Source organism: Rhodococcus sp. DMU1, from assembly GCF_012272955.1.
In the GTDB taxonomy this organism is placed as follows: Bacteria; Actinomycetota; Actinomycetes; order Mycobacteriales; family Mycobacteriaceae; genus Rhodococcus; species Rhodococcus aetherivorans.
Window position 1 is genome coordinate 147,280 of sequence record NZ_CP050952.1, and the last position, 19,458, is coordinate 166,737.

Annotated in this window: 16 protein-coding genes and 3 pseudogenes; 7 read left to right on the top strand and 12 right to left on the bottom strand. The window is 68.3% G+C overall.

The annotated features are described in order from the left end of the window. Nucleotides 1-6: 6 nt before the first annotated feature. From HFP48_RS00675 to HFP48_RS00690, 4 genes are read right to left on the bottom strand one after another with little or no spacing between them, the layout of a single operon-like run. Nucleotides 7-789: an enoyl-CoA hydratase-related protein gene (locus HFP48_RS00675; protein WP_168578864.1), complete on the bottom strand. Its 783-nt coding sequence runs from the start codon at nucleotides 787-789 to the stop codon at nucleotides 7-9. Next, the gene (locus HFP48_RS00680; RefSeq protein ID WP_168578865.1) at nucleotides 786-2,453 is read right to left on the bottom strand and encodes a long-chain-fatty-acid--CoA ligase; all 1,668 of its coding nucleotides are present in this window, start codon (nucleotides 2,451-2,453) and stop codon (nucleotides 786-788) included. The genes HFP48_RS00675 and HFP48_RS00680 overlap by 4 nt, the downstream gene beginning before the upstream one ends. Nucleotides 2,454-2,464: 11 nt before the next feature. After that, a complete protein-coding gene (locus HFP48_RS00685) occupies nucleotides 2,465-3,634 on the bottom strand; it encodes a thiolase family protein (protein WP_168578866.1) in 1,170 nt (389 codons plus the stop codon). 32 nt (nucleotides 3,635-3,666) lie between these two features. Continuing rightward, on the bottom strand, nucleotides 3,667-4,494 hold the full coding sequence (locus tag HFP48_RS00690; protein ID WP_029547289.1) for a CoA transferase: 828 nt from the start codon (nucleotides 4,492-4,494) through the stop codon (nucleotides 3,667-3,669). Nucleotides 4,495-4,592: 98 nt separating this feature from the next. Here HFP48_RS00690 and HFP48_RS00695 point away from each other — a divergent pair, with 98 nt between their 5' ends. The 3 genes and pseudogenes from HFP48_RS00695 (at nucleotide 4,593) to HFP48_RS00705 (ending at nucleotide 6,003) form a co-directional block, all read left to right on the top strand. Beyond that, entirely contained in the window at nucleotides 4,593-5,210 is a 618-nt protein-coding gene (locus HFP48_RS00695; RefSeq protein ID WP_102799196.1) for a TetR/AcrR family transcriptional regulator, read from the top strand. Between the two features lie 295 nt (nucleotides 5,211-5,505). Beyond that, a pseudogene (locus tag HFP48_RS00700) lies at nucleotides 5,506-5,692 on the top strand (type II toxin-antitoxin system RelE/ParE family toxin); the annotation flags it as partial. A 5-nt stretch (nucleotides 5,693-5,697) separates the two neighbouring features. After that, entirely contained in the window at nucleotides 5,698-6,003 is a 306-nt protein-coding gene (locus HFP48_RS00705; protein WP_044476017.1) for an XRE family transcriptional regulator, read from the top strand. 288 nt (nucleotides 6,004-6,291) lie between these two features. Here HFP48_RS00705 and HFP48_RS00710 read toward each other — a convergent pair whose 3' ends face one another. From HFP48_RS00710 to HFP48_RS00720, 3 genes are all read right to left on the bottom strand, one after another. Continuing rightward, nucleotides 6,292-7,452 carry a serine hydrolase domain-containing protein gene (locus HFP48_RS00710; protein WP_168578867.1) on the bottom strand — a complete coding sequence of 387 codons (1,161 nt, stop codon included), beginning with the start codon at nucleotides 7,450-7,452 and terminating at the stop codon, nucleotides 6,292-6,294. Between the two features lie 85 nt (nucleotides 7,453-7,537). Then, nucleotides 7,538-8,749, bottom strand: coding sequence for a hypothetical protein (locus HFP48_RS00715; RefSeq protein ID WP_168578868.1), 1,212 nt, complete (start codon nucleotides 8,747-8,749; stop codon nucleotides 7,538-7,540). A gap of 166 nt (nucleotides 8,750-8,915) precedes the next feature. Beyond that, complete coding sequence (locus HFP48_RS00720) at nucleotides 8,916-9,437, bottom strand: hypothetical protein (RefSeq protein WP_168578869.1); 522 nt, start codon at nucleotides 9,435-9,437, stop codon at nucleotides 8,916-8,918. A gap of 464 nt (nucleotides 9,438-9,901) precedes the next feature. Between HFP48_RS00720 and HFP48_RS32030 the strand changes: the two genes are divergently transcribed. Then, on the top strand, nucleotides 9,902-10,036 hold the full coding sequence (locus tag HFP48_RS32030) for a hypothetical protein (RefSeq protein WP_006937388.1): 135 nt from the start codon (nucleotides 9,902-9,904) through the stop codon (nucleotides 10,034-10,036). 622 nt (nucleotides 10,037-10,658) lie between these two features. On the opposite strand, the gene HFP48_RS00725 is transcribed toward HFP48_RS32030, so the two are convergent. Then, nucleotides 10,659-12,134, bottom strand: coding sequence for a glyceraldehyde-3-phosphate dehydrogenase (locus tag HFP48_RS00725; RefSeq protein WP_102799200.1), 1,476 nt, complete (start codon nucleotides 12,132-12,134; stop codon nucleotides 10,659-10,661). 695 nt (nucleotides 12,135-12,829) lie between these two features. Here HFP48_RS00725 and HFP48_RS31385 point away from each other — a divergent pair. Then, nucleotides 12,830-12,991, top strand: coding sequence for a hypothetical protein (locus tag HFP48_RS31385; protein ID WP_230304382.1), 162 nt, complete (start codon nucleotides 12,830-12,832; stop codon nucleotides 12,989-12,991). A 486-nt stretch (nucleotides 12,992-13,477) separates the two neighbouring features. Here HFP48_RS31385 and HFP48_RS00735 read toward each other — a convergent pair whose 3' ends face one another. The 3 genes and pseudogenes from HFP48_RS00735 to HFP48_RS31390 all read right to left on the bottom strand — a co-directional run. After that, the gene (locus tag HFP48_RS00735) at nucleotides 13,478-14,869 is read right to left on the bottom strand and encodes an Hsp70 family protein (RefSeq protein ID WP_168578870.1); all 1,392 of its coding nucleotides are present in this window, start codon (nucleotides 14,867-14,869) and stop codon (nucleotides 13,478-13,480) included. A 121-nt stretch (nucleotides 14,870-14,990) separates the two neighbouring features. Further along, nucleotides 14,991-15,512, bottom strand: a complete 522-nt coding sequence (locus HFP48_RS00740; RefSeq protein ID WP_029546913.1) for a hypothetical protein — start codon at nucleotides 15,510-15,512, stop codon at nucleotides 14,991-14,993. A 130-nt stretch (nucleotides 15,513-15,642) separates the two neighbouring features. Beyond that, nucleotides 15,643-15,780 (bottom strand): annotated as a pseudogene (locus tag HFP48_RS31390) (transposase); the annotation flags it as partial. A gap of 132 nt (nucleotides 15,781-15,912) precedes the next feature. Here HFP48_RS31390 and HFP48_RS00750 point away from each other — a divergent pair. Continuing rightward, a pseudogene (locus HFP48_RS00750) lies at nucleotides 15,913-16,136 on the top strand (type II toxin-antitoxin system Phd/YefM family antitoxin). 157 nt (nucleotides 16,137-16,293) lie between these two features. On the opposite strand, the gene HFP48_RS00755 reads toward HFP48_RS00750, so the two are convergent. Beyond that, entirely contained in the window at nucleotides 16,294-17,778 is a 1,485-nt protein-coding gene (locus HFP48_RS00755) for an adenylate/guanylate cyclase domain-containing protein (protein ID WP_043803025.1), read from the bottom strand. A 112-nt stretch (nucleotides 17,779-17,890) separates the two neighbouring features. Between HFP48_RS00755 and HFP48_RS00760 the strand changes: the two genes are divergently transcribed. Continuing rightward, nucleotides 17,891-19,444: a succinic semialdehyde dehydrogenase gene (locus HFP48_RS00760; protein WP_029546915.1), complete on the top strand. Its 1,554-nt coding sequence runs from the start codon at nucleotides 17,891-17,893 to the stop codon at nucleotides 19,442-19,444. The last annotated feature ends 14 nt before the right edge of the window (nucleotides 19,445-19,458 follow it).

Sequence of the window (19,458 nt, forward strand, 5' to 3'; positions counted from 1 at the left end):
TCGTCTCTACCTTCCGGTGAATGCGGGGGCGCGCTTGGCGAGGAAGGCGGCTTGGCCTTCACGGCTGTCCGCGGAGCGCAGCGCGAGGTCGAAGTTGCGTTTTTCGTGCTCGAGTCCCTGCGACAGCGACGTCTCGTACACGCGCACGGCCGCGTCCTTGGCGAGGGCCACCGCCAGGGGTGAGTTCTTCGCGATGCGTTCGGCGATCGTCAGCGCCTGGGGGAGGGCCTCGCCGTCGGGGACGAGCTCGGCGACGATGCGGGCGTCGTATGCCTTCTGTGCGGAGATGGCGTCGCCGGTCAGCAGCATCGCCATGGCTTTGGACTTGCCGACGGCGTGGATCAGTCGTTGGGTGCCGCCGCCGCCGGGGATGACGCCGAGTTTGACCTCGGGTACCCCGAATTTCGCGGACGTGCCGGCGATGACGATGTCGCAGGCCAGCGCCAGTTCGCAGCCGCCGCCGAGCGCGACGCCCTCCACGGCGGCGAGGACGGGCTTGCGGTAGGTGCCGAGGTCGGCCCAGATGTCGCCGCCCGATGCGGTGCGCTCACCGAGCAACGATTGCTCACGTAGCGCGTCGAAGGCGGTGATGTCGGCGCCGGCGCAGAACACGCCGTCGGCGCCGGTGAGCACCACCGCCCGCACGGTGTCGTCGTTCTTCATGTCGGCGAGTTCGGTGGTCAGCGCGGCGAGCAGTTCGGCGTCGAGGCTGTTCTTCGCGGCGGGGCGGTGCAGGGCGAGGACCGCCACCGCACCTTGCCGAGTGGTCTGCAGGACTGTCGTGGTCATCGGGTCTCCGTGTAGAGGTCGGCGTGCTGGGCACGCAGGCTCTTCTTGTCGAGCTTGCCGACGCTGGTACGCGGCAGGGCATCGACGTAGAGCACGGTGTCGGGGAGTTGCCATTTGGCGAATGTGCCGTCGAGCACCCTGTGGATGTCGGTGAGGTCGAGCTCATCGCCGTCGACCGTCACCACCAGGGCGACGGGGCGTTCCTGCCATTTCGGGTGGGCGACCCCGATGACGGCGGCTTCCTTGATCTTCGGGTGGCCGACGAGGGCGTTTTCCATGTCGATCGAGGAGATCCATTCGCCGCCGCTCTTGACGACGTCTTTGAGTCGGTCGGTGAGCTTGAGATAGCCGTGGGCGTCGATGCGGCCGACGTCGCCGCTACGCCAGTAGCCGTCGAGGAATCTGTCGGCGTCGTCGTCGAGCTTGTGGTAGCGCTCGATGATCCACGGACCCCGCAGCAACACCTCGCCCTGGCTCGTGCCGTCGTGTGGCAGATCGTTGCCCTCGGCATCGACGATGCGGATGTCGATACCGTTGATCGGCAGGCCCTGGGAGCGTTTTAGGTCCCACTTCTGCTCGTCGGAGATCTTGCCGCGCAGCGACGGCTTGAGCGCGCCGTTGACCGTCACCAACGGGGTGGTCTCGGTGGCGCCGTAGGCGTGGATGACGTCGGCGCCGGTGCGCTCGTAGAAACCGCGCATCAACGACAGTGCCGGTTCGGTCGCCCCGGAGAGCAGGCGGGTGCGCCGGAAGTCGGGCGCGTGATCGAGGGTGGTGATGTAGTCGAGCATGGGCTGGAAGATCGCCGGTGCACCGTTGGCGACGGTGACCTGTTCGGCGATCATCGCATCGACCAGCACGGAGGTGTCCTCGGCGACGTAGCGGCCGGGCAGCACGATCTTCGCGGCGCTGTAGGCGGCGGACTGCGGCAGGCCCCAGCTCTGTCCGTGAAACATCGGGGTGATGAGCATGACCGCGTCGTCGCTGCGCATCCCGAGGTTCGCGGCCTGGGACAGGGTGTGCAGACAGATGCCGCGGTGCGAGTAGTAGATGCCCTTCGGGCGTCCGGTGGTGCCGGTGGTGTAACACGCGCTGTAGGTGGAGGTCTCGTCGATCACGGGCCAGTCGATCTCCGGTGCGGCGGCCTCGAGGAGATCTTCCCAATGGACGACCCCGGGCAGGGAGGTGTCGATCTCCGACATCGGCTTGTCGGTCATCACCACCCACGTCTCCACACCCGGGGTATGCGGGGCGAGGGCCTCGGCGACCGGCAGCAGCGACTCGTCGACCAGCACCACCGACGCCTCGCTGTGACCGGTGACGTAGCCGAGATCCTCCGGGGCCAGACGCAGATTCATCTGCAGCATCACCGCGGCGAGGCCGGGGATGGCCCAATACAGCTCGAAATGCCGCTTGCTGTTCCAGTCCAAGATGCCGACCACGTCGGCCGGACCGACCCCGAGCGAGCGCAGCGCGTTGGCGCTGCGGATGATCCGGGTGTAGGCGTCGGCGTAGGTGTAACGGTCCCAGCCACCGTCGGCGGTACGGTAGACGATCTCCTGTTCCGGGTACGTGCGGGCGGAGTGCCGGATCACGGTGGTGGTGTTGAGCTGGTAGTGATCGCCGTGGGTGGACGGCAGACCCTTCACGATCTCCTCGGTCATGACGGTGCCTCTCAGATGCGTTCGATGATGGTGGTGTTGGCGGTGCCATGCGCTTCGCAGATGGTCTGCAGACCCACCCGGCTCTCGGAGCGTTCGAGTTCGCACAGCAGGTCGGTGAGCATCCGGGCGCCGGTGGAGCCGAGCGGGTGGCCCATCGCGACCGAGCCGCCGTTGACGTTGAGTTTGTCCTCGGGCACCCCGAACTCCTGCGCGAACATCAGCGGCACGCCGGCGAAGGCCTCGTTGACCTCGAAACGGTCGATGGCCTCGACCCTCAGCCCGGAACGCTTCAGTGCCTTGTGCGTGGCGTCGAGGACGGCGGTGAACTGGATGATCGGGTCGGCGGCGGCCACGGTCAGTGCGCGGAAGCGGGCGCGGGGAATCAGGCCGTGGGCTTGGGCGAACGTGCGGTCGGCGATCAGCAGCGCCGCGGCGCCGTCGCTGAGCTGCGACGAGTTCGCCGCCGTGGTGCGCCCGTCGGCGGCGAACACCGTCTTCAGCGACGCGATCTTCACCGGGTCGAGATGGTCGCGGATCCCCTCGTCCGCCGTGATCGCCTCGCCCGCAGGGTTGTGCGGATCGGCGGTGATCGGCACCAGCTGCTCGCGGAATCGGCCGGCGCGGGTGGCGGCGAGGGCGCGTTCGTGGCTGCGGATGCTGTACTCGTCGAGTGCGGCGCGGGTGAGCTCGAACCGCGCGTTCATCAGCTCCGACGACGGGCCCTGCGCCATCAGACCGCCGTCGTAGCGGGCGAGTTCGAGAGGGCCGTACTGCGGGCCGAGCGGGGCTCCCGGCCGGAACGCGGACGGCATGGACACCTGCGACATCGATTCGACACCGCACGCGACGGCCAGATCGTAGGTGCCGGCCATTATGCCCTGGGCGGCGAAACTCACCGCCTGCTGACCCGAGCCGCACTGTCGGTCGACGGTGACCGCGGGCACCGATTCCGGCAGCCCGGCCGACAGGACGGCGTGGCGGGCGATGTTGGAGGACTGCTGGTCGTGCTGGAGCACGCAGCCGGCGATGACGTCGTCGATCAGCATCGGGTCGATGCCGGTGCGCTCGACCAGATGCCGCAGCGTGTGGCCGAGCAGGTCGGCCGGGTGCCACGCACTGAGGACTCCGCCTCGTTTGCCGACGGGGGTGCGCACCGCGCCGACGATCACTGCTTCGCGCATGGTAGTGGTTTCCTCCTGCAGGTGGGGGTTGGTCACGCGGCGGCGATGCGCGTGAGGGGAATGTCGGCTTTGACTGCGAGCCGTTCGCAGTCGTCGACGGTGTGCGTGCCGAAGAACCGTTCGAGACCCTCGTGGGTCAACTCGTCGCCGAGGACTTCGGCGAGGCGGGTGGCGAAATGGGGCTCGAGTGCACCCAGCGCCACATAGCCGTCGGCTGCCCGGTAGATCCGGTAGGACGGCAGGGCGCCGCCGAGCGGGGCACCGGTGCCCATGAGTCCGTGCCGAACCGCGGCACCCGCATCGGACGCCGCGTGGTCGAGGACGACCCGACGGCGCCCGCCGCGTCCGGTAGCGGTGCGTTCGAGAAGAAGGAGCACGGCAGCAGACACGGCGCGTTCGGCGCCGAGCAGGTCGGCGACCGGAACGGTGGGCATCGACGGTGGAGTGAGGGTACCGTACGCGGCCTGGTAGTTCAGGTCGTGTCCGGCGATTTCCTCCAATTCGCCGTCGTAGCCGACGATTTCGACATGGCCGAGGCGAGGAAAAGTCGCGGTCACCTGACCCAGACCGAGGCGCTGCGCAGCGGAGGGACGCATCGCGGTGACGAGCAGGTCCGCGGAGTCGAGCATGCCGTCCAGGCGGACGCGGGAGTCGGAATCCTTCAGATCCAGCACCACGATGTCTTGGCCGGCAACCAGTTCTGCATACCAGTGGGGGGCGACGCCGGCGAGTGGGTCACCGGCCGGCGACTCGACCTTGGTCACGCGGGCGCCGAGTCGGTGGAGGCGATGGGCTGCGAGCGGGCCGGGCAGGTTGGGGGCGAGGGTGACGACATCGATGCCGTCGAGAATGCGGGTCATGGGGAACCTTCCCATCAGGTACTATACGAATGTATAGCAGACGGGATGACTGTATAGGAAGAGCTACGTCGCTATGCTGCTGAGAAATGAGGAATCGGATGGAGCCAGGACACGACCCGCGGATGAGTACGAACGATCTGACCGCCAAGGCCCGCATCCGCAACGCCGCCCTCGATTTGTTCGGCACCAAGGGCGAGGACGGCACCTCGATGCGTGCGATCGCGTCCGCTGCGGGGGTGACCGTCGGTCTGCTCGTGCACCACTTCGGCACCAAGGACGGCATCCGCGCCGCCGTCGAAGACCACGTCGTCGACCACTTCGCCCACGCCATCGCGCACGCCCCGAACCAGGGCACACCCCAACAGATCGCCACCGCCCGCGACGCCGCGGTGGCGCGCATGCTCGACGCGCATCCCGAGGTCGTCAACTACATGCGCCGCGCCCTGCTCGAACCCGGCGACACCCGCAACACGCTCCTGGAAAAACTCACCGATCTCACCCGGCGCGAGGTGGTGGCGTTGCGCGAGGCCGGCCTCGCCTCGACCGACCGCCACGAAGCCACCCAGATCATCGAAACGATGATCCGCCAAGTAGGCCAGCTGTTCCTGCAGCCGATGGTCGACGCCATGTGGGAAGACCTGACCCCGCTGCGTACGCCGGGCCAGGAGAAACCGGCCCTCACGGTTACCGTGCGGAAGGCGACCTCGCGCCCCTGAACGCGCGCCGCGAAGGCGATAGCCGACCACTGCGTCGGTCAGCTCCAGCGACGTACCGTCGGCAGTCTCGATGCGTCTTTGCCTCCGCGAACCGGAGCTATCGATACATGTCCGAAAAGCGCTGGAGCATGAGGCGTGGCCGGCGCATCCGGTGACTCTCCCCGCCTATCGGGTGGCCGCCGCGGACACCGTCACCGGAGAGGGAACCCGAGCCTTCGCGTTGGCGACCCGGCGCACCGTCTGGTGACACTCGGATACCGGCACCGGAGGCCAGCCAGCCCGATCCCGGCGGCGACGACCTGGTGCGCGCGACCATGGCCGATCGGAGTTGCGCGTGCTGTTCGCGTTTGACCCGCAGCGCAAGGCGATCTTTTTGGTGGCCGGCGACAAGGCCGGGAAGTGGGACAAGTGGTACCGGGTGAACATCCCCCCGTGCCGACGATCGCTTCGACGGTCACCTGAACCGACTCGAAGGGAAGTGAGATCGATGGGCATCAGCCTCGAAGACGTGCTCGCCAAGCGCCCGGTGCGACGGAACCCGGTCGAGGCGCGCAAGGCTCGGATGTTCGACCAGGTCCGCGCCTACCGACTCAAAGTGTTGCGCAAGGCACAGCCTCTGACCCAGAAGCAGGTGGCCGAGCGGCTAGAGGTGGGGCAGAACCGGGTCTCGACCATCGAGCGCGGTGAACTCGACCGTATCCAACTCGACACACTCCGTCGCTACGTCGACGCGGTCGGCGGCACGTTGCGTATCGAAGTCGAACTCGGCGACGACCGGTTCCAGATCGCGTAGACCGCATGGCTGGGGAAGGTGTACCTGCGTTCCCCAGCGCAGCAGAAGTGGGAGAGTTCCTCTCCGTCGAGCGCGCGACAAGCCAACTGAAGCCATCTAGCGCTGGGTTCCCTCGTGGGCACAGAAGCGCTCCGTCGAATAATCCGGTGGCGGAGCGCAGACTCCGGGAGCGTCGGTTGACCATCGGTCAGTTTGAGCATCAGTCGCAGGCCGTAGGAGAGTGCACCCTAGATCGAGCGTGCATGCCGTGCGCGGCCCTCGTTTCGGGGTCGTCTCGGTATAGGGGTGTCACGCTGTGGCCGTCTCGCTGAGGGCGTCGTAGGTGGCGCGCAGGTACTGCTCGCTCCGGGCCGATCCGATGATGCCCGGCCCCATCTTGTTCATCGCGTAGGTGAACGTCATTCGGCGGTCGAGGTCCATCACTGTCATCGATCCACCCCATCCACCCCAGAAGCAGATCCGACCGTCCGGGATGCTCGGCATGGTGTCGTGGCGCGGCAGCGCGTATCCGATGCCCCGCCGGAACGGCACACCCAGGACAAGGTCGACGTCGTTGTTCTGCTCTTCGAAGATCTTGTCGATCGAGGTGCTGTGGAGGAGGCGGACGCCGTTGCTCTCACCGCCCAGCGCGATGGTCGAGAGGATCCGTGCGAGCGAGCGTGCGTTGCCGTGACCGTTGAGGGCTCCCATGTCGGCGTGCCGCCACCCGGGGGTATTGGCGGCGTTCGTGTCGGCTACCGGTCCTGTCATCGTCTTCACCATGACGCTGTCGGGATCGAGTGCGGCGAGGTCGATCTCGAAGGGGGGCAGTGCGGCGATCTCGGCGATACGGCCCCCATCGTTCTCGCGGGCGCCGATCTGGAAGTCGGCACCGAGCGGACCGGCGACGTGTGTGGCGACGAACTCCTTGAACGGCTGACCGGTGATGCGGCGGACGACTTCTCCGACGAGGTGGCCCTGGTTGTTGGCGTGGTAGCCGGCGGCCGAACCCGCCGGCCACCACGGCGTCTGCTGCGCGAGCAGGGTCGTCGACTTGTCCCAGTCGTACATGTCCTCGAGGACGAAGGGCTGCTCCCAGCCCGACACCCCGGGGGTGTGCGAGAGGATGTGCCGGACCTCGATGTCGCTCTTGCCGTGGGCGGCGAACTCGGGCCAGTAGCGCGCGACGGGTGCATCCAGGTTCAGCTCGCCGGCGTCGACGAGCATCAGTGCCGCCAACGCCAGTACCGACTTCGTGCTCGACCACACGTTGACGATGGTGTCCTCGGTCCACGGCGTGGACCGGGCCTGGTCGCGGAATCCTCCCCAGATGTCGACGCGCGCCTCTCCGTCGATGTCGATGACGAGGGCGGCGCCGAGTTCTTCCCCGGACGAGACGTTCTGCTCGAAAAGGTGGCGCACGGCGGCGAAACGGTCGTCACAGTATCCGCCGATGGTCGGTTCATCCATAGTGGTGTCCTCGAGATCTGGGTGGGTGGTGGTGGCGCCGGATCCCGTCGGGTCGACGGGATCCGGCGTGGAGTGGCCGGGGCACTCAGCGGAAGGTGAGGCCGTCGAAGCTGCCCGCCGCAAGCCAGTGGTCCATCATGCGGAAGAACGCCGCCGAGCCTGCCGGATAGCCGACGTTGAGCCGATCCTTCGATTCGGCGGGTTTGCCTTCGTTGTTGTAGTAGCCGGGAGTGCATTCGGGATTACCGAGGGGCCGGCCGTGGTCGAGGAGAAGCTGCACCCACGCCTGCTCGGCTTCCTTCGTCGTCTCGACGCTGGAGGTGCCGGTGCTCAGCACGTGATCGACTATCGCAGCGACGACGCGGGCGGCTTCGACGAAGTTGTGGGGGATGTTCGATCCGAGGGCTGCGCCCTGCATCAACTGGAGCACGAATAGGTTGGGGAATCCGTAGGTGTGCATGCCGTGCAGGGTTCGTGTGCCCTGCGCCCAATGCTCGGACAGCTTGACCCCGTCGCGTCCGGTCGGGTCGAATCCGGCACGGTCGGTGTAGCCGGTGCCGAGGAACTCGAACCCGGAGGCGTAGACGATGCAGTCGACCTCGTACTCCACGTCGGCGACGACCACGCCGTGTTCGGTGATGCGCTCCACCCCCTTGCCGTCGGTGTCGACGAGGTGTGTGTTGGGCCGGTTGAACGCCGGCAGGTAGTCGTCGCGGAAGCACGGACGCTTGCACATCTGACGGAACCATGCCTTGAGCTGCTCGGCGGTGGCGGGATTGGTGACGATCTCGTCGACGCGGGCGCGGATGCGCTCCATCTGCTCGTCGTCGGCGTCTTCGAGTGCCCGTTGCACATTTTCCGGCGAGTAGTGCTCGATCGGTACGGATTTGACGGCCGCACGCATCCTCTGGCCGAGCGCGGTCCACCCGTCTCGGACGAGGTCCTCGTGTTCGATCGCCAACTCGCTCGGGTCGGTGAGCACGCCGTCCCAGATGGTGGTGAAACTGTCCAGCCAGCGCTTCTGCCAACCGGGTGTCGCGATCTGCGCGAACCACTTCTCGTCGATCGGGTGGTTTCCCCGTTCGTCGACAGCCGACGGTGTGCGTTGGACGACGTACAGTTCCCTGCAGTACTTGGCCAGTTCGGGCACGCATTGCACCGCGGTCGCGCCGGTTCCGATCACTGCTACACGCTTGTCTGCGAGCGTGTCCATCGGCGCGCCCAGCGCGTCGCCGCCGGTGTAGTCGTAGTCCCACCGGCTGGTGCGCCCCGCATCCTCACTGGTCTGATGCTGCACCCTCAAAGGGGCGTACTTGCTGCCGACGGCCCTCACCTGCACCTTTCTGGCCTGGTGCTTGCACCAAACCTGCCTGTCTGGCACTGTGATGAGTGCACGGGGCATTAGCTCCGGTGAAGTGGACCCGGCAGCCTTCCGGACGGTTGGTGAGCCGGGTTTCGCGTTTCTACCGCACTGCCACGGTCTTGGTGATCAACGGCCGGACCCGGGCGGGCCATTCGCCGCCCTTGGCCAGGCACCAGGCGACCGCGTCGGGAATCCACAGCATCGGTTCCTGCTTGGCGCGCAGATGGTGATACGTCAGCCGATCCCGGATCCCGTGTTTGCCGGTGGCGTCGAACAACGTGCGGCGATCGGACTTGACGGTGGAATCGTCCTGCTCGAGCACCAGACGCGAGACCGACAGCTCGGCAAGGTCGTCCACCAGCGCCGCGAGGCATCGTGGGCGCCCCACCTTGGGTGTCAGCCCGGTCGCGTCGTAGACGTGCACCTGCACGTCCAATGTCTCCAGGGCCGAGCAGATCGTGCGTCGGCGGGCATCGCGCTCGGACTTGAAGTGGATCCGTTCCTGACCCTTCATTCTCAGCGCCGTCAACGTTCTGCGCGCCTGATCGAGCGCCGACGGATCCGCCACTGCGGCCACCACCAGGATGCCGCGGACGGTGTTCTCATCGACGAAAGCGTGCACGAGAGGTCAGCCTAGAGCGACGCCACTTTCCCCTTCCGGATCCCCTTCGATACGCACCAAAGACAGGTGCGCACCTCGAGGGCCCGCATCTCTCCACCCGCGTACTTTCGATGCGCCCACTGTCGACACGGCCGCAGGAGGTCGACCGTCCTCGGGCCTGCCGGCTGTCACCGGTCCGGGGGTGCAGCGGCCGGGCGCACTGCTCGGGCCATCGCGCCGGCATCCCGGGGCGCCCCGGTTTGATTTCCTGCACCGAGTGCCGTAAATGTGGTTGAAGGTTGCACGACCGTCGCCGTCGACTCGGCGAGGCCCGCTGCCGCGCACCGCCACCCCCTGCCGGCGGTGCGCGCGCACCTCGGGCCGACGAGTCGCCCCTCCCGGACGCCCCGCCTTCCCCTGGGGCGGGGTGTCCGGGCCCTCCCCGTCGCCAGGCGGCCACTCGCAGAAGGAAGAGGCACGTTTTGATGATCTCCACCCTGGTCCTCCGCCCGGTGGCCCGCACCCTTGCCGTCGCGCTGATCTTCGCCGATACCGTCCTGGCCACCCGGGTGCCGCCGCTGCCCGATTGGGACGACGCTGGCCATCCCGCCCGCTACTGAACACCCACGGCCGTTCCGAGTACCGCATCCTGCTCCGAACAGACCTGCATCGCACCGACGCCGCCGTGGCATACCCCGCACTCCGATCGATGACACGCGCTGGCGGACACATGCGTGCGCTGCATCCATGCCACGAATGCAGCATTCGCATCGCAGCGGACCGGGCCTACGGCTCGACACCGCCGCCCCGGGTCTTCGCACTCGGTGGGCGCTTGTGTCGCCTGCGGGCCGAGGCGCTCGCCCCGGCCCGCAGCGCAGCCGCGTTCGTACTCGCTCGCAGCCCTGCTGGGCGTGCTTGCCCGGCATGGTTGACCGGAGCTCACGGGCGGCATTCCTGCTCCCCCGGCTCGATGCTGCGTCGCAGGCAGGGCCCTCAGTTCTGATCGTCCAACGATGCGAAACGAACGTCCCGCCAGAATTCGCGTGGGAGCCCTTCGGCGGCTCGCCTTCCGGAACCGTGAATCGCCAGTACGTGACAGGCGACAGTTCGTCTGTCAGGACGGGCCTGCCCGATTCAGCCCGGTAGACGCTCGTGGTGCCGTAGAAGAACTCTCCACGATTCGGTCCCATATCGCTGCTGCCACGGCATTCACCCCGCAGACGACCCCTCGCAGGTGCGATGTCACTGGGCAGTGGCAGGCGAACCGACCGGCTCCACGGCAGCGCTGCCCGTGACGGGATAGACGGCGTACTCCACGCCCGAGAGGTACTGGACGGTACGCACCACCTGGCATGAGTAACCGAACTCGTTGTCGTACCAGACGTAGAGAATGGCGGTGTCACCGTCGACGATTGCCGCGTTGGCGTCAATGATGCATGCCGCGCGTGAACCGATGAAGTCGCTGGACACGGCGTCGGTTGCCGCGGTGTAGTCGAGATTCCGACTCAGTGCGCCTGTCAGCGATTCCTGACGAAGATGTTCGAGCACTTCATCTTTGGTGGTCTCACGCCCCAGCTGAAGGTGGAGGATGGCGACGGAGACGTCCGGGGTGGGTACGCGGATCGAGTTACCGGTGATCCTTGCCTGAAGGCCGGGAAGCGCCTTCGCCACGGCCGACGCGGCACCTGTTTCGGTGAGCACGAGGTTGAAGGGCGCCGATCGGCCGCGCCGATCGGCCTTGTGGTAGTTGTCCAGCAGGTTTTGGTCATTGGTGAAGGAGTGCACGGTCTCGACGTGGCCTCGCGCGACACCGAACTCGTCGTCCATGGCCTTCAGTGGCGGGACAATGGCATTGGTGGTGCACGACGCGCACGAGACGATGTTCTCGGTCGGGTCGAGGTCGCGGTGATTGACGCCGTGCACAATGTTGGGCACGTCGCCCTTGCCGGGCGCGGTGAGCACCACCTTGGCCACACCCGGGCGGAGGTGCTGCGACAGCCCGTCGCGGTCGCGCCAGATCCCGGTGTTGTCGATCAGGATGGCGTTGTCGATGCCGTACTCGGTGTAGTCGACGCTCGTCGGATCGTTGCTGTAGATGAACTTGATGACGTTGCCGTTGGCGATCAGGGTGTTGTTCTCTGGGTCGACCTTGATCGTGCCGTTGAACTGCCCGTGGACCGAGTCGCGACGCAGCAGCGAGGCGCGCTTGGTCAGGTCGTCACTACCGCCCTTTCGGACCACCACGGCGCGCAAGTTCAACCCATTTCCCGAGCCGGCCTTTTCGATCAGGAGTCGAGCCACCAGTCGACCGATGCGCCCGAATCCGTACAGGATCACATCCTGCGGCTGCGGAGACGTCGGAGCGGTACCGGCCAGTTCGGCAAGACTGCGTGCAACGAACTCAGGGATCGACACTCCGTCGCCGTTCGCCCGGTAGTTCATCACCAGCAGTCCGAGATCGATCTTGGAGGGCCGGAGGTCGAGATGCGTCAGTGCCTCGAGGAAAGGGAACGTCTCTTCGACGGACAGCTCGTCGCCGCTGATCTGTCGGGCGAAACGATGGGTTCGCAGGATGCTGATGACCGACTTGTTCACCAGGGAGCGGCTGTGAAGCAGAATGGTCACCGAGCGCGTGCGGTGTAAGCCACCGATGATCGGGATCATCGCTTCCGCAAGAGCCTCCTCGGAGTTCCACTGTGCCAATTCTGCTGTGCTCACTGTGCTCCTCTGCCTTTCCGGCTCGTGGGACACGTCCGGTGGTTGGATGCCGGCCCGGACGAGACGCACGTCACTCGCCGGTCAGCGTTCCGGATCGGTGGAACAGTTCACGACCGACGCCGATCAGGACGTGCGCAACACCAAGCATATGGAAGCGCTCCCTCGGATCGACAAGCCGGTCGCCGAAACCGTCCCGGGGCGTGGACCTGCCGCCTCACGCGAAGAATGCCACGGACAACCTGCTGTCCTATCCATCAGTAGCAGCAGGAGGAGGCTTCTTCGTGTGAGTGAGCGGCGGCGGCGCACAGCAGCAAGCAAGCAGAGGCCGATACTCCCCCTCGCTGCGGTGCGGACGCAGGTCACATCCTGGTGGATCGGATTCGGTCACGTTCCAGCGGGCGCACGCGGGAAGGCGCATGTGCGCGCCCTCCGCGACCATGGCGAAGAAGAGCGGGGCTCAGGCTCGACGCATGGGCTCATGTCGGCCGTAGCCGTCCCGGTCTGTCCGTCGATCGCGTGCGGGGCAGTGGAGTGCTAGACCCGGCCGCCGCGTCCGAGGCGATGGCCGCAGTGGCTCGGAGCCTGCACGGAGCGGAGCGAGTGGCAGCGTTGACGGTTACCGGGTCTTCGCCTACGTCGACGTCCAGGGACCGGACGCAGGGTGCGCGTTCGACGCCGCCCGCGAGGAAGCGGCGTTGCATCCGCTGTCCGACACGCGCCTGCTCGGCCTTGTCGAGCAGGCACTCGAGGTCGGCTTGCACCCGACGAAGCTGCGCACCCTGTCCGGCACGGGAGTCGGGATCATGCGACGCGACTTCGGGGTCGAGTTGCCCGCGCCCGGCAACGACTGCCTCTGACAGCGCAACACAGGCGAGGCTCCCGGAATCCCTGGTTCCGGGGGCCTCGCCCGTGGCGTAGGAACGTCGTTCCGGCACGAGCCGGAATGACGTGGGCGCCACCACTACCGCGTCCAGCACAACCGGGCGCGTACGGTCGCCACGTCTCGCACCTCCAGCACGAACACCACCTCGATCCGATCGCCGGTCGGTCGCCGGACGGCACCAGCAAAGATGCCGTCGTGGCGCTGTTCGCTGCCGCCGATCCGGCCGGATTGATCGGCTGGGACGGTCCCGGTCCTGAACCCGTGTTCCCACGCCAAGCGGGCACAGACGCCATGGCACCTTCCTCGCCCGTCGTTCCGTCCAACTCTGCTGCACCGCAACATGAGTGGTGGGTAATCGTGCTTATCCACCACACCTGGTGGGGGGCTCACCGGCCTGCCGTCGAGCAAGGACCAAGCGTCACGCCTCAGAACATGTCGATGGTGTGTGGGCTCGAGGGGTTCAGAGTCCGGGTATCGGGGGCAGTTCCGGTAGGGGGAGCGGCGGGGGTGGGGGAAGTGTGGGCAGTTGGTACTGCGGGAGACCGGGAATGAGGGGGGCTGGTTCCGGTGGGGGTGGCGGAGCCGATGTGTCGGCCGGCGCACTGTTCTGCGTCCGGGGGGTGGCGGGGGGCTGGGGCGGATTGTGTGTCTGCGGCTGGTTCGTGGTGCGCGCTTCGGTCTGTTCGGGGATCGTCGGCTGCGTGTCGACCACCGGCGGGGCGGCTTCCGGGGGCGGGGCCACGTCCGCGGTCGTAGTGGGCGGTGGCGGGGCGGTGGGCTGTGCGTCCCGCTCGGAACCCTGCAGCAGGTCGGTGCCGAGGCCGGTGCCGAGGCCGATCGCCGCGACGACGGTGACGACGCTGCCGGCGAGGAGGAGGCGTCGAGGTGTCCGCGGCGGTGCGGTCGTCTCGACGGTGTGCCGGGTGTCGACGGTGTTGCTCGTCTGGTGGGGCGCGGGTGCCGTTGTCGGGGACATCACCGTGCCGGCGGCCTCGCCGGTGGCGGGGCGGGCCAGCAGCGCCGCACCCTCGGCCGCGACGAGTTCGGGTTGTGCGGGCACGATCACCGGGAGGTCGAGCCGGGACTGCATCACGGAGGTGACCAGCGGGATGTGCGCACCGCCGCCGAGGAGCACCGCGGCGTCGGGGGTGCGGCCGGAGCGGCGGATGACCTCCCGGGTGAGGTGGGCCGAGGCTTTTACGGGGCCGTCGATGAGCGAATCGAAGCTGTCCTGGGAGAGCAGCAGCAGACCGCCCTCCCCGGGCATGCACACTGCGCCGTGGGTGGACAGCTGCTCCTTCGCGTCGCGGCACCGGGCGGTGAGGGCGAGCTGTGCTGCCGGGTCGGCCGGCGGGGTGAAGCGGTGCAGTTCCAGGTGATGGTGGTAGATCAGCCGGTCGAGGAGGTCGCCGCTGATCCGGTCCGAGCGTGCGGTGCTCAGCACGAGCCCGGTGGGGCGGTCGACGACGGTGACGGTGAGGCCGGAACTGCCGAGGTCGTAGAACACGAGCGTCTCGTGGTCGCCGAGATCCCCGGACGTCTCCAGTCTCTCGAGCGCGGCCGTCACTTCGGGGACCAAGTGGAAGTGGCCGATCTCGAGTCGGGTCATCGCGGCCTGGACGGCACCGGCCTGCGCCTGGTTCCGGTACGCGACGCCGATGGCCTGGACCTCGTCGATCTCGTCGGTTTCGGCGAGCACCGTGTCGAGGGATGCGGCGGCCGGGTCTCCCGGCCGTTCGAGGGTCGCGGTCACCGACCGTGATCGGAAGAGCGGACCGTGGGGGCTCTCGGTGTCGCGGCACGCGAAGCGCACAGCGCTGGCCCCGACCGACACACCGAGAACCGACGTCATGACGCCGACTATAACGGTTCGGTCACGGGTCGCGCGCACGGAGCAGGTCGGCTCGGTGCTGCCGGTACACCACCGCCGCGCCGCTCGGTCCTGGACCCCACCACTACGCGACTCGGCCGGATCAGCCCGCGACGTCGTGCAGATGGTGCTCGACGTCGTGCAGCAGATACTGGCACAACTGCGCGATGGTGAACCGGCGGCCGTCGCTGCGCAGGCCGTCGCGCCGCCAGTCCTCAACGCCCTCGACGATCTTGACGGTCTCGTCGGTGCGTGAAGCGATCTGCTGGGCGACGGCGGCGGGATCTGCCGCCCAGAACCGCCGGCGGATCGCCTCGGCCTCGCCGTCGTAATCGGCGAACGTCGGGGTGTCCTCGGTGATCATCGCCCGCACTCGTTGTCCGAGGACGGCGATGAGGTCGCGCGCGTGGGAGGCGTACTCGAGCGTCGACCACACCCTCGGAGCGGGACGCTCGGCGACGTTCGGCCGTCGCAGCACGGCCTGCCAGCGTGGCACGCCGGCGCGCAAGCGTTGACCGGTCGTGGCCGGATCGTGCAGCGTGTACCCGCACTCGGGGCACCCTCCGTCGAGCACGAAGGTCCAGTCGCGAGTGTCGGGTTCAGCGGGTTCCGGCGCGGTGTCCATGGCCCCATGGTGCCGCTGTACGGGCTCTTCCGGTCCTGGAGTGCCTCGATCGCGCGGGTGAGGTTGCCGCAGTGCGGCAGTGACGGGATCCGGTGGGGGTCGGGTTGCCGAATCGGAGGGCGTGACGGGGCAGTGCTTCGAGTCGGGCGTTGATCGCCGCGGTGGGTCCGTTCGAGGCGCGGTGGTCGACGCAGGCGAGCACGTCGGCTCTGCGTCGGTGCAGGGTGCGTCCGAGTGAGGCGAGGTCGTCGAGACCATCCGGAACTGACCGATGGTCTTCGTTGAATAACGCACGACAACGGCTCCGTACGGTTCGGCGTTCGGGGACCAGCCGTTTGGGCGGCGGCGGGGCGCGGTGTCGCCGACATCCTGCTACCGGGTGCGCATGAGGGCAATATTCGTGCACGAGGTGCCGCTCGGCGAAGCCGAGGACAAGCTCTCGGCGCTGGTCGACAGCGACGAAGCCACGCACGACATCATCACGATCACCCGGCACGGCAAACCGGCCGCGGTCCTGATGTCGGTCGACGATCTGGAATCACTGCAGGAAACGATCTACTGGCTGTCTCGCCCGGCACCGCCGAGTCGCTCGCGGCCGCCGACGGCGATCCTGCTCAGTGCTGACTCGCAGGGCCGGATCTTGGGGAACCGGATCGGTAGCGCCGTCCCGGTTCCGGCCTCATCACAACCGAAGCCTGGCAGGCCGAGCCCGCCACCGAGACCTCGCCTGCTGATTCACACGAGGGTCACGCACGGGTGATCGTGGTCTTCCGGTCCACGCTCACCGCGCCTGCCGGTGCTGCCGGGCGTGGGCGAGAGCCGCGACCGCCCGCAGCACCTGCGGTGCGCGCCGGGCGGTGCGGAGCACGGCCCGGTCGAGCACGGACAGGTCGAGGGACCGGTGCGCGATCGGGGGCGGGTCCGTGATCGCGTCGGTGAGCGCGTACAGCTGCCATCGGCCGGGCACCCCGGCGAGCCGGTGCCGGCCCCGGTCGGCGAACCTCAGGCCCGAGCCGGTGCCGAGGTCGCGGGCGGTGCGGGAGACCAGGATCTCGCCGGGACCGGCGGTCGCGCCGATGCGCGCCCCGATGTGCACGGACAATCCGGTCAGCTCGGGTCCGGCGTGCTCGACGGTCCCGGTGTGGACGCCGGCCCGGATCTCGATGCCGAGACCGCGGGCGTCGTCGCGGATCCGCGCGGCACAGCGCACGGCCGCGGCCGGGCCGTCGAAGAGGCTCAACGTCCCGTCCCCCGTGACCTTCACGAGCCGGCCGCCGGCCTGCTCCACCTCGGCCCGGACCCGTCGTTCGTGGGCGGCGCGCAGGTCGCGGTAGGCGCCGTCGCCGATACGGGCGAGCAGTTTCGTCGAGCCGACAATGTCGGTGAACAGCAGCGACGCGAGGCTGCGGTCGGCGTCGACGGGATGCTGCATCCCGGTGGCGAGTTCCTCGACGTGGTCGAGGATCGGCCGCCACGCCTCCCCGAGCGAGGCGCCGGGCAGGGCGTTCGGCAACAGGTGGAACGAACCGCGGGGGATCTGCCGCGCGACGAACTCGGCGGCGGCGCGGGGCACGGGGCTGGCGGCCGGGAGCAGCACCCGGGCCGGGCACTGGATCGACGGCAGGGCGCTGGAGTAGTCGAGCCGGAAGATCCACTCGAGGTGCGCCTGCGTCGTGGTCGGTGTCGCGGAGCAGCGTTCGAGCATCGCCATCAGCCGCCGGTTGTAGGGGTTGTCGGCGTGGTGCTCCCACATCCGGACCGAGGCCCCGGAACCCCACTCCCGGCCCACGGTCCGCCAGTTGTCGACGAACTCCGCCCGCCGCACCGGCGTCCATCCGTGCGGCTCACCGTCGCCGCCGAGGAGACGCTCGGCAAACGGCTGGACGAGGACCAGGCCGGCGACGCGGTCCGGGGCGCGGGCGGCGACGAGGCACTGCGGTCCACAGGTGCTGGCGACGCCGACGAGGGTGGCCCGGCGCATCCCCACCTCGTCCATCACGGCCAGCACGTCGTCGGCCTGCTCCTCGAGGCTGGGCACCCGGTCCAGCGGATCGGACAGCCCGATCCCGCGGCGCTGGAAGTACACCGAGCGGCCGAAGGTGCCGTTGCGTTCGATCAGGTAGTGCAGGTGGGGGTCGGTCCACATCAGGTCCAGGTGGGTCTGGATCTCGAGGAACCACACGACGTCCACCGGGCCTTCACCCACCACCTGGTACGCGAGGCCGTGGCCGTCGCGCGGAAGATACCGGGTGACCGGTGGGTCCATCTCCTCAGGCTAGCGGGGCTGCCGGGCGGCGAACAGCCCGCTCTGTGACAAGCACCACGCTGCGCGGTAGGTTGGTGTAACTGCAAGAACTACTCACCAGTAGGGGTATGACATGCCTGCTCCCAGCGCCGCCACCTTCGCACGGTTGGCCGAGCTCATCGCCATCCCGGACGCAGCGAGCCGTCCCACCCGCTCGGTCGTGGAGGCTTTCACCGGTCGTGAACTCGCGACGGTTCCCATCGGCACCGCCGACGACGCCAGGGCCGCCCTCGAGCGGGCCCGCGTCGCGCAGGTCGACTGGGCCCGCCGCTCCGTCGAGCAACGCGCCGAGATCTTCCACCGCTACCACGACCTGGTGCTGGCCCACCGCGAAGAACTGATGGACATGGCCCAGGCCGAGACCGGCAAGGCCCGCGCGTCGGCGCAGGAGGAGGTCCTCGACATCGCCCTCACCGCGCGCTACTACGCGCGCACCGCGCCCCGGCTGCTGCGTCCCCGCCGCGCCACGGGCATGCTTCCCGGCCTGACGAAGACCACCGTGCGCTACCACCCGAAGGGCGTCGTCGGGGTCATCGCACCGTGGAACTACCCGATGACCCTCGCCGTCTCCGACGCGATCGCCGCCCTGCTCGCCGGTAACGCCGTCGTCCTCAAGCCCGACAGCCAGACCCCCTACTGTGCGCTGGCCGTCGTCGAACTGCTCTATCGGGCCGGCCTGCCGCGCGACCTGTTCGCCGTGGTGCCCGGGCCCGGCTCCGTCGTGGGCACCGCCCTCGTCGAGAACGCCGACTACCTCATGTTCACCGGCTCCTCGCAGACCGGCAGCCTCCTCGCCGAGCAGGCGGGCCGCCGCCTCATCGGCTTCTCCGCCGAACTCGGCGGCAAGAACCCGATGATCGTCACCGCCGGCGCGAACCTGCGTGAGGTCACCGACGCGGCCGTGCGGGCGTGCTTCTCCAACTCCGGGCAGCTGTGCATCTCCATCGAACGGATCTACGTGGAGAAGTCCGTCGCCCCCGAGTTCCTCCGCATGCTCGGCGAGCGGGTGCGGAACATGACCCTCGGGCCGGGTTACGAGTACGGCGTCGAAATGGGCAGCATGGTCAACGAGACCCAGGTCAAGGCCGTCTCCGGGCACGTCGACGACGCCGTCGCCAAGGGCGCCACCGTCGTTGCCGGCGGCCGGGCCCGGCCCGATCTCGGCCCCCTGTTCTACGAGCCGACGGTGCTCACCGACGTCCCCGAGGACGCCGAGTGCTACCGGGAGGAGACGTTCGGTCCGCTCGTGTCGGTGTACCCGGTGGACAACGTCGAGGAGGCGATCCGTCGCGCCAACGACACCGAGTACGGGCTCAATGCCAGCGTGTGGGCGGGCACCAAGGCGCAGGGCGAGGCCATCGCGGCGCGGGTGCGGGCGGGCACCGTCAACGTCGACGAGGGCTACGCGCCGGCGTGGGGCAGCACCGACGCGCCGATGGGCGGCATGGGCATCTCGGGTATGGGCCGCCGGCACGGCGCCGAGGGCCTGATCAAGTACACCGAGCCGCAGACGATCGCGACGACCCGGGTGATGAATCTCGGTGGGCCCCGTGGGGTTCCGCCGAAGCTGTGGTCGAAGGTGATGCCGCCCTTCGTCAAGGCGATGCAGTGGCTGCCGGGCCGGTGACGGCCGGCATTTCG

What these genes read in the sequence shown, in the direction of transcription:
- HFP48_RS00675 (WP_168578864.1), bottom strand. Translation starts at nt 789, where the DNA reads ATGACCACGACAGTCCTGCAGACCACTCGGCAAGGTGCGGTGGCGGTC.
- HFP48_RS00680 (WP_168578865.1), bottom strand. Translation starts at nt 2,453, where the DNA reads ATGACCGAGGAGATCGTGAAGGGTCTGCCGTCCACCCACGGCGATCAC.
- HFP48_RS00685 (WP_168578866.1), bottom strand. Translation starts at nt 3,634, where the DNA reads ATGCGCGAAGCAGTGATCGTCGGCGCGGTGCGCACCCCCGTCGGCAAA.
- HFP48_RS00690 (WP_029547289.1), bottom strand. Translation starts at nt 4,494, where the DNA reads ATGACCCGCATTCTCGACGGCATCGATGTCGTCACCCTCGCCCCCAAC.
- HFP48_RS00695 (WP_102799196.1), top strand. Translation starts at nt 4,593, where the DNA reads ATGGAGCCAGGACACGACCCGCGGATGAGTACGAACGATCTGACCGCC.
- HFP48_RS00705 (WP_044476017.1), top strand. Translation starts at nt 5,698, where the DNA reads ATGGGCATCAGCCTCGAAGACGTGCTCGCCAAGCGCCCGGTGCGACGG.
- HFP48_RS00710 (WP_168578867.1), bottom strand. Translation starts at nt 7,452, where the DNA reads ATGGATGAACCGACCATCGGCGGATACTGTGACGACCGTTTCGCCGCC.
- HFP48_RS32030 (WP_006937388.1), top strand. Translation starts at nt 9,902, where the DNA reads ATGATCTCCACCCTGGTCCTCCGCCCGGTGGCCCGCACCCTTGCCGTC.
- HFP48_RS00735 (WP_168578870.1), bottom strand. Translation starts at nt 14,869, where the DNA reads ATGACGTCGGTTCTCGGTGTGTCGGTCGGGGCCAGCGCTGTGCGCTTC.
- HFP48_RS00740 (WP_029546913.1), bottom strand. Translation starts at nt 15,512, where the DNA reads ATGGACACCGCGCCGGAACCCGCTGAACCCGACACTCGCGACTGGACC.
- HFP48_RS00755 (WP_043803025.1), bottom strand. Translation starts at nt 17,778, where the DNA reads ATGGACCCACCGGTCACCCGGTATCTTCCGCGCGACGGCCACGGCCTC.
- HFP48_RS00760 (WP_029546915.1), top strand. Translation starts at nt 17,891, where the DNA reads ATGCCTGCTCCCAGCGCCGCCACCTTCGCACGGTTGGCCGAGCTCATC.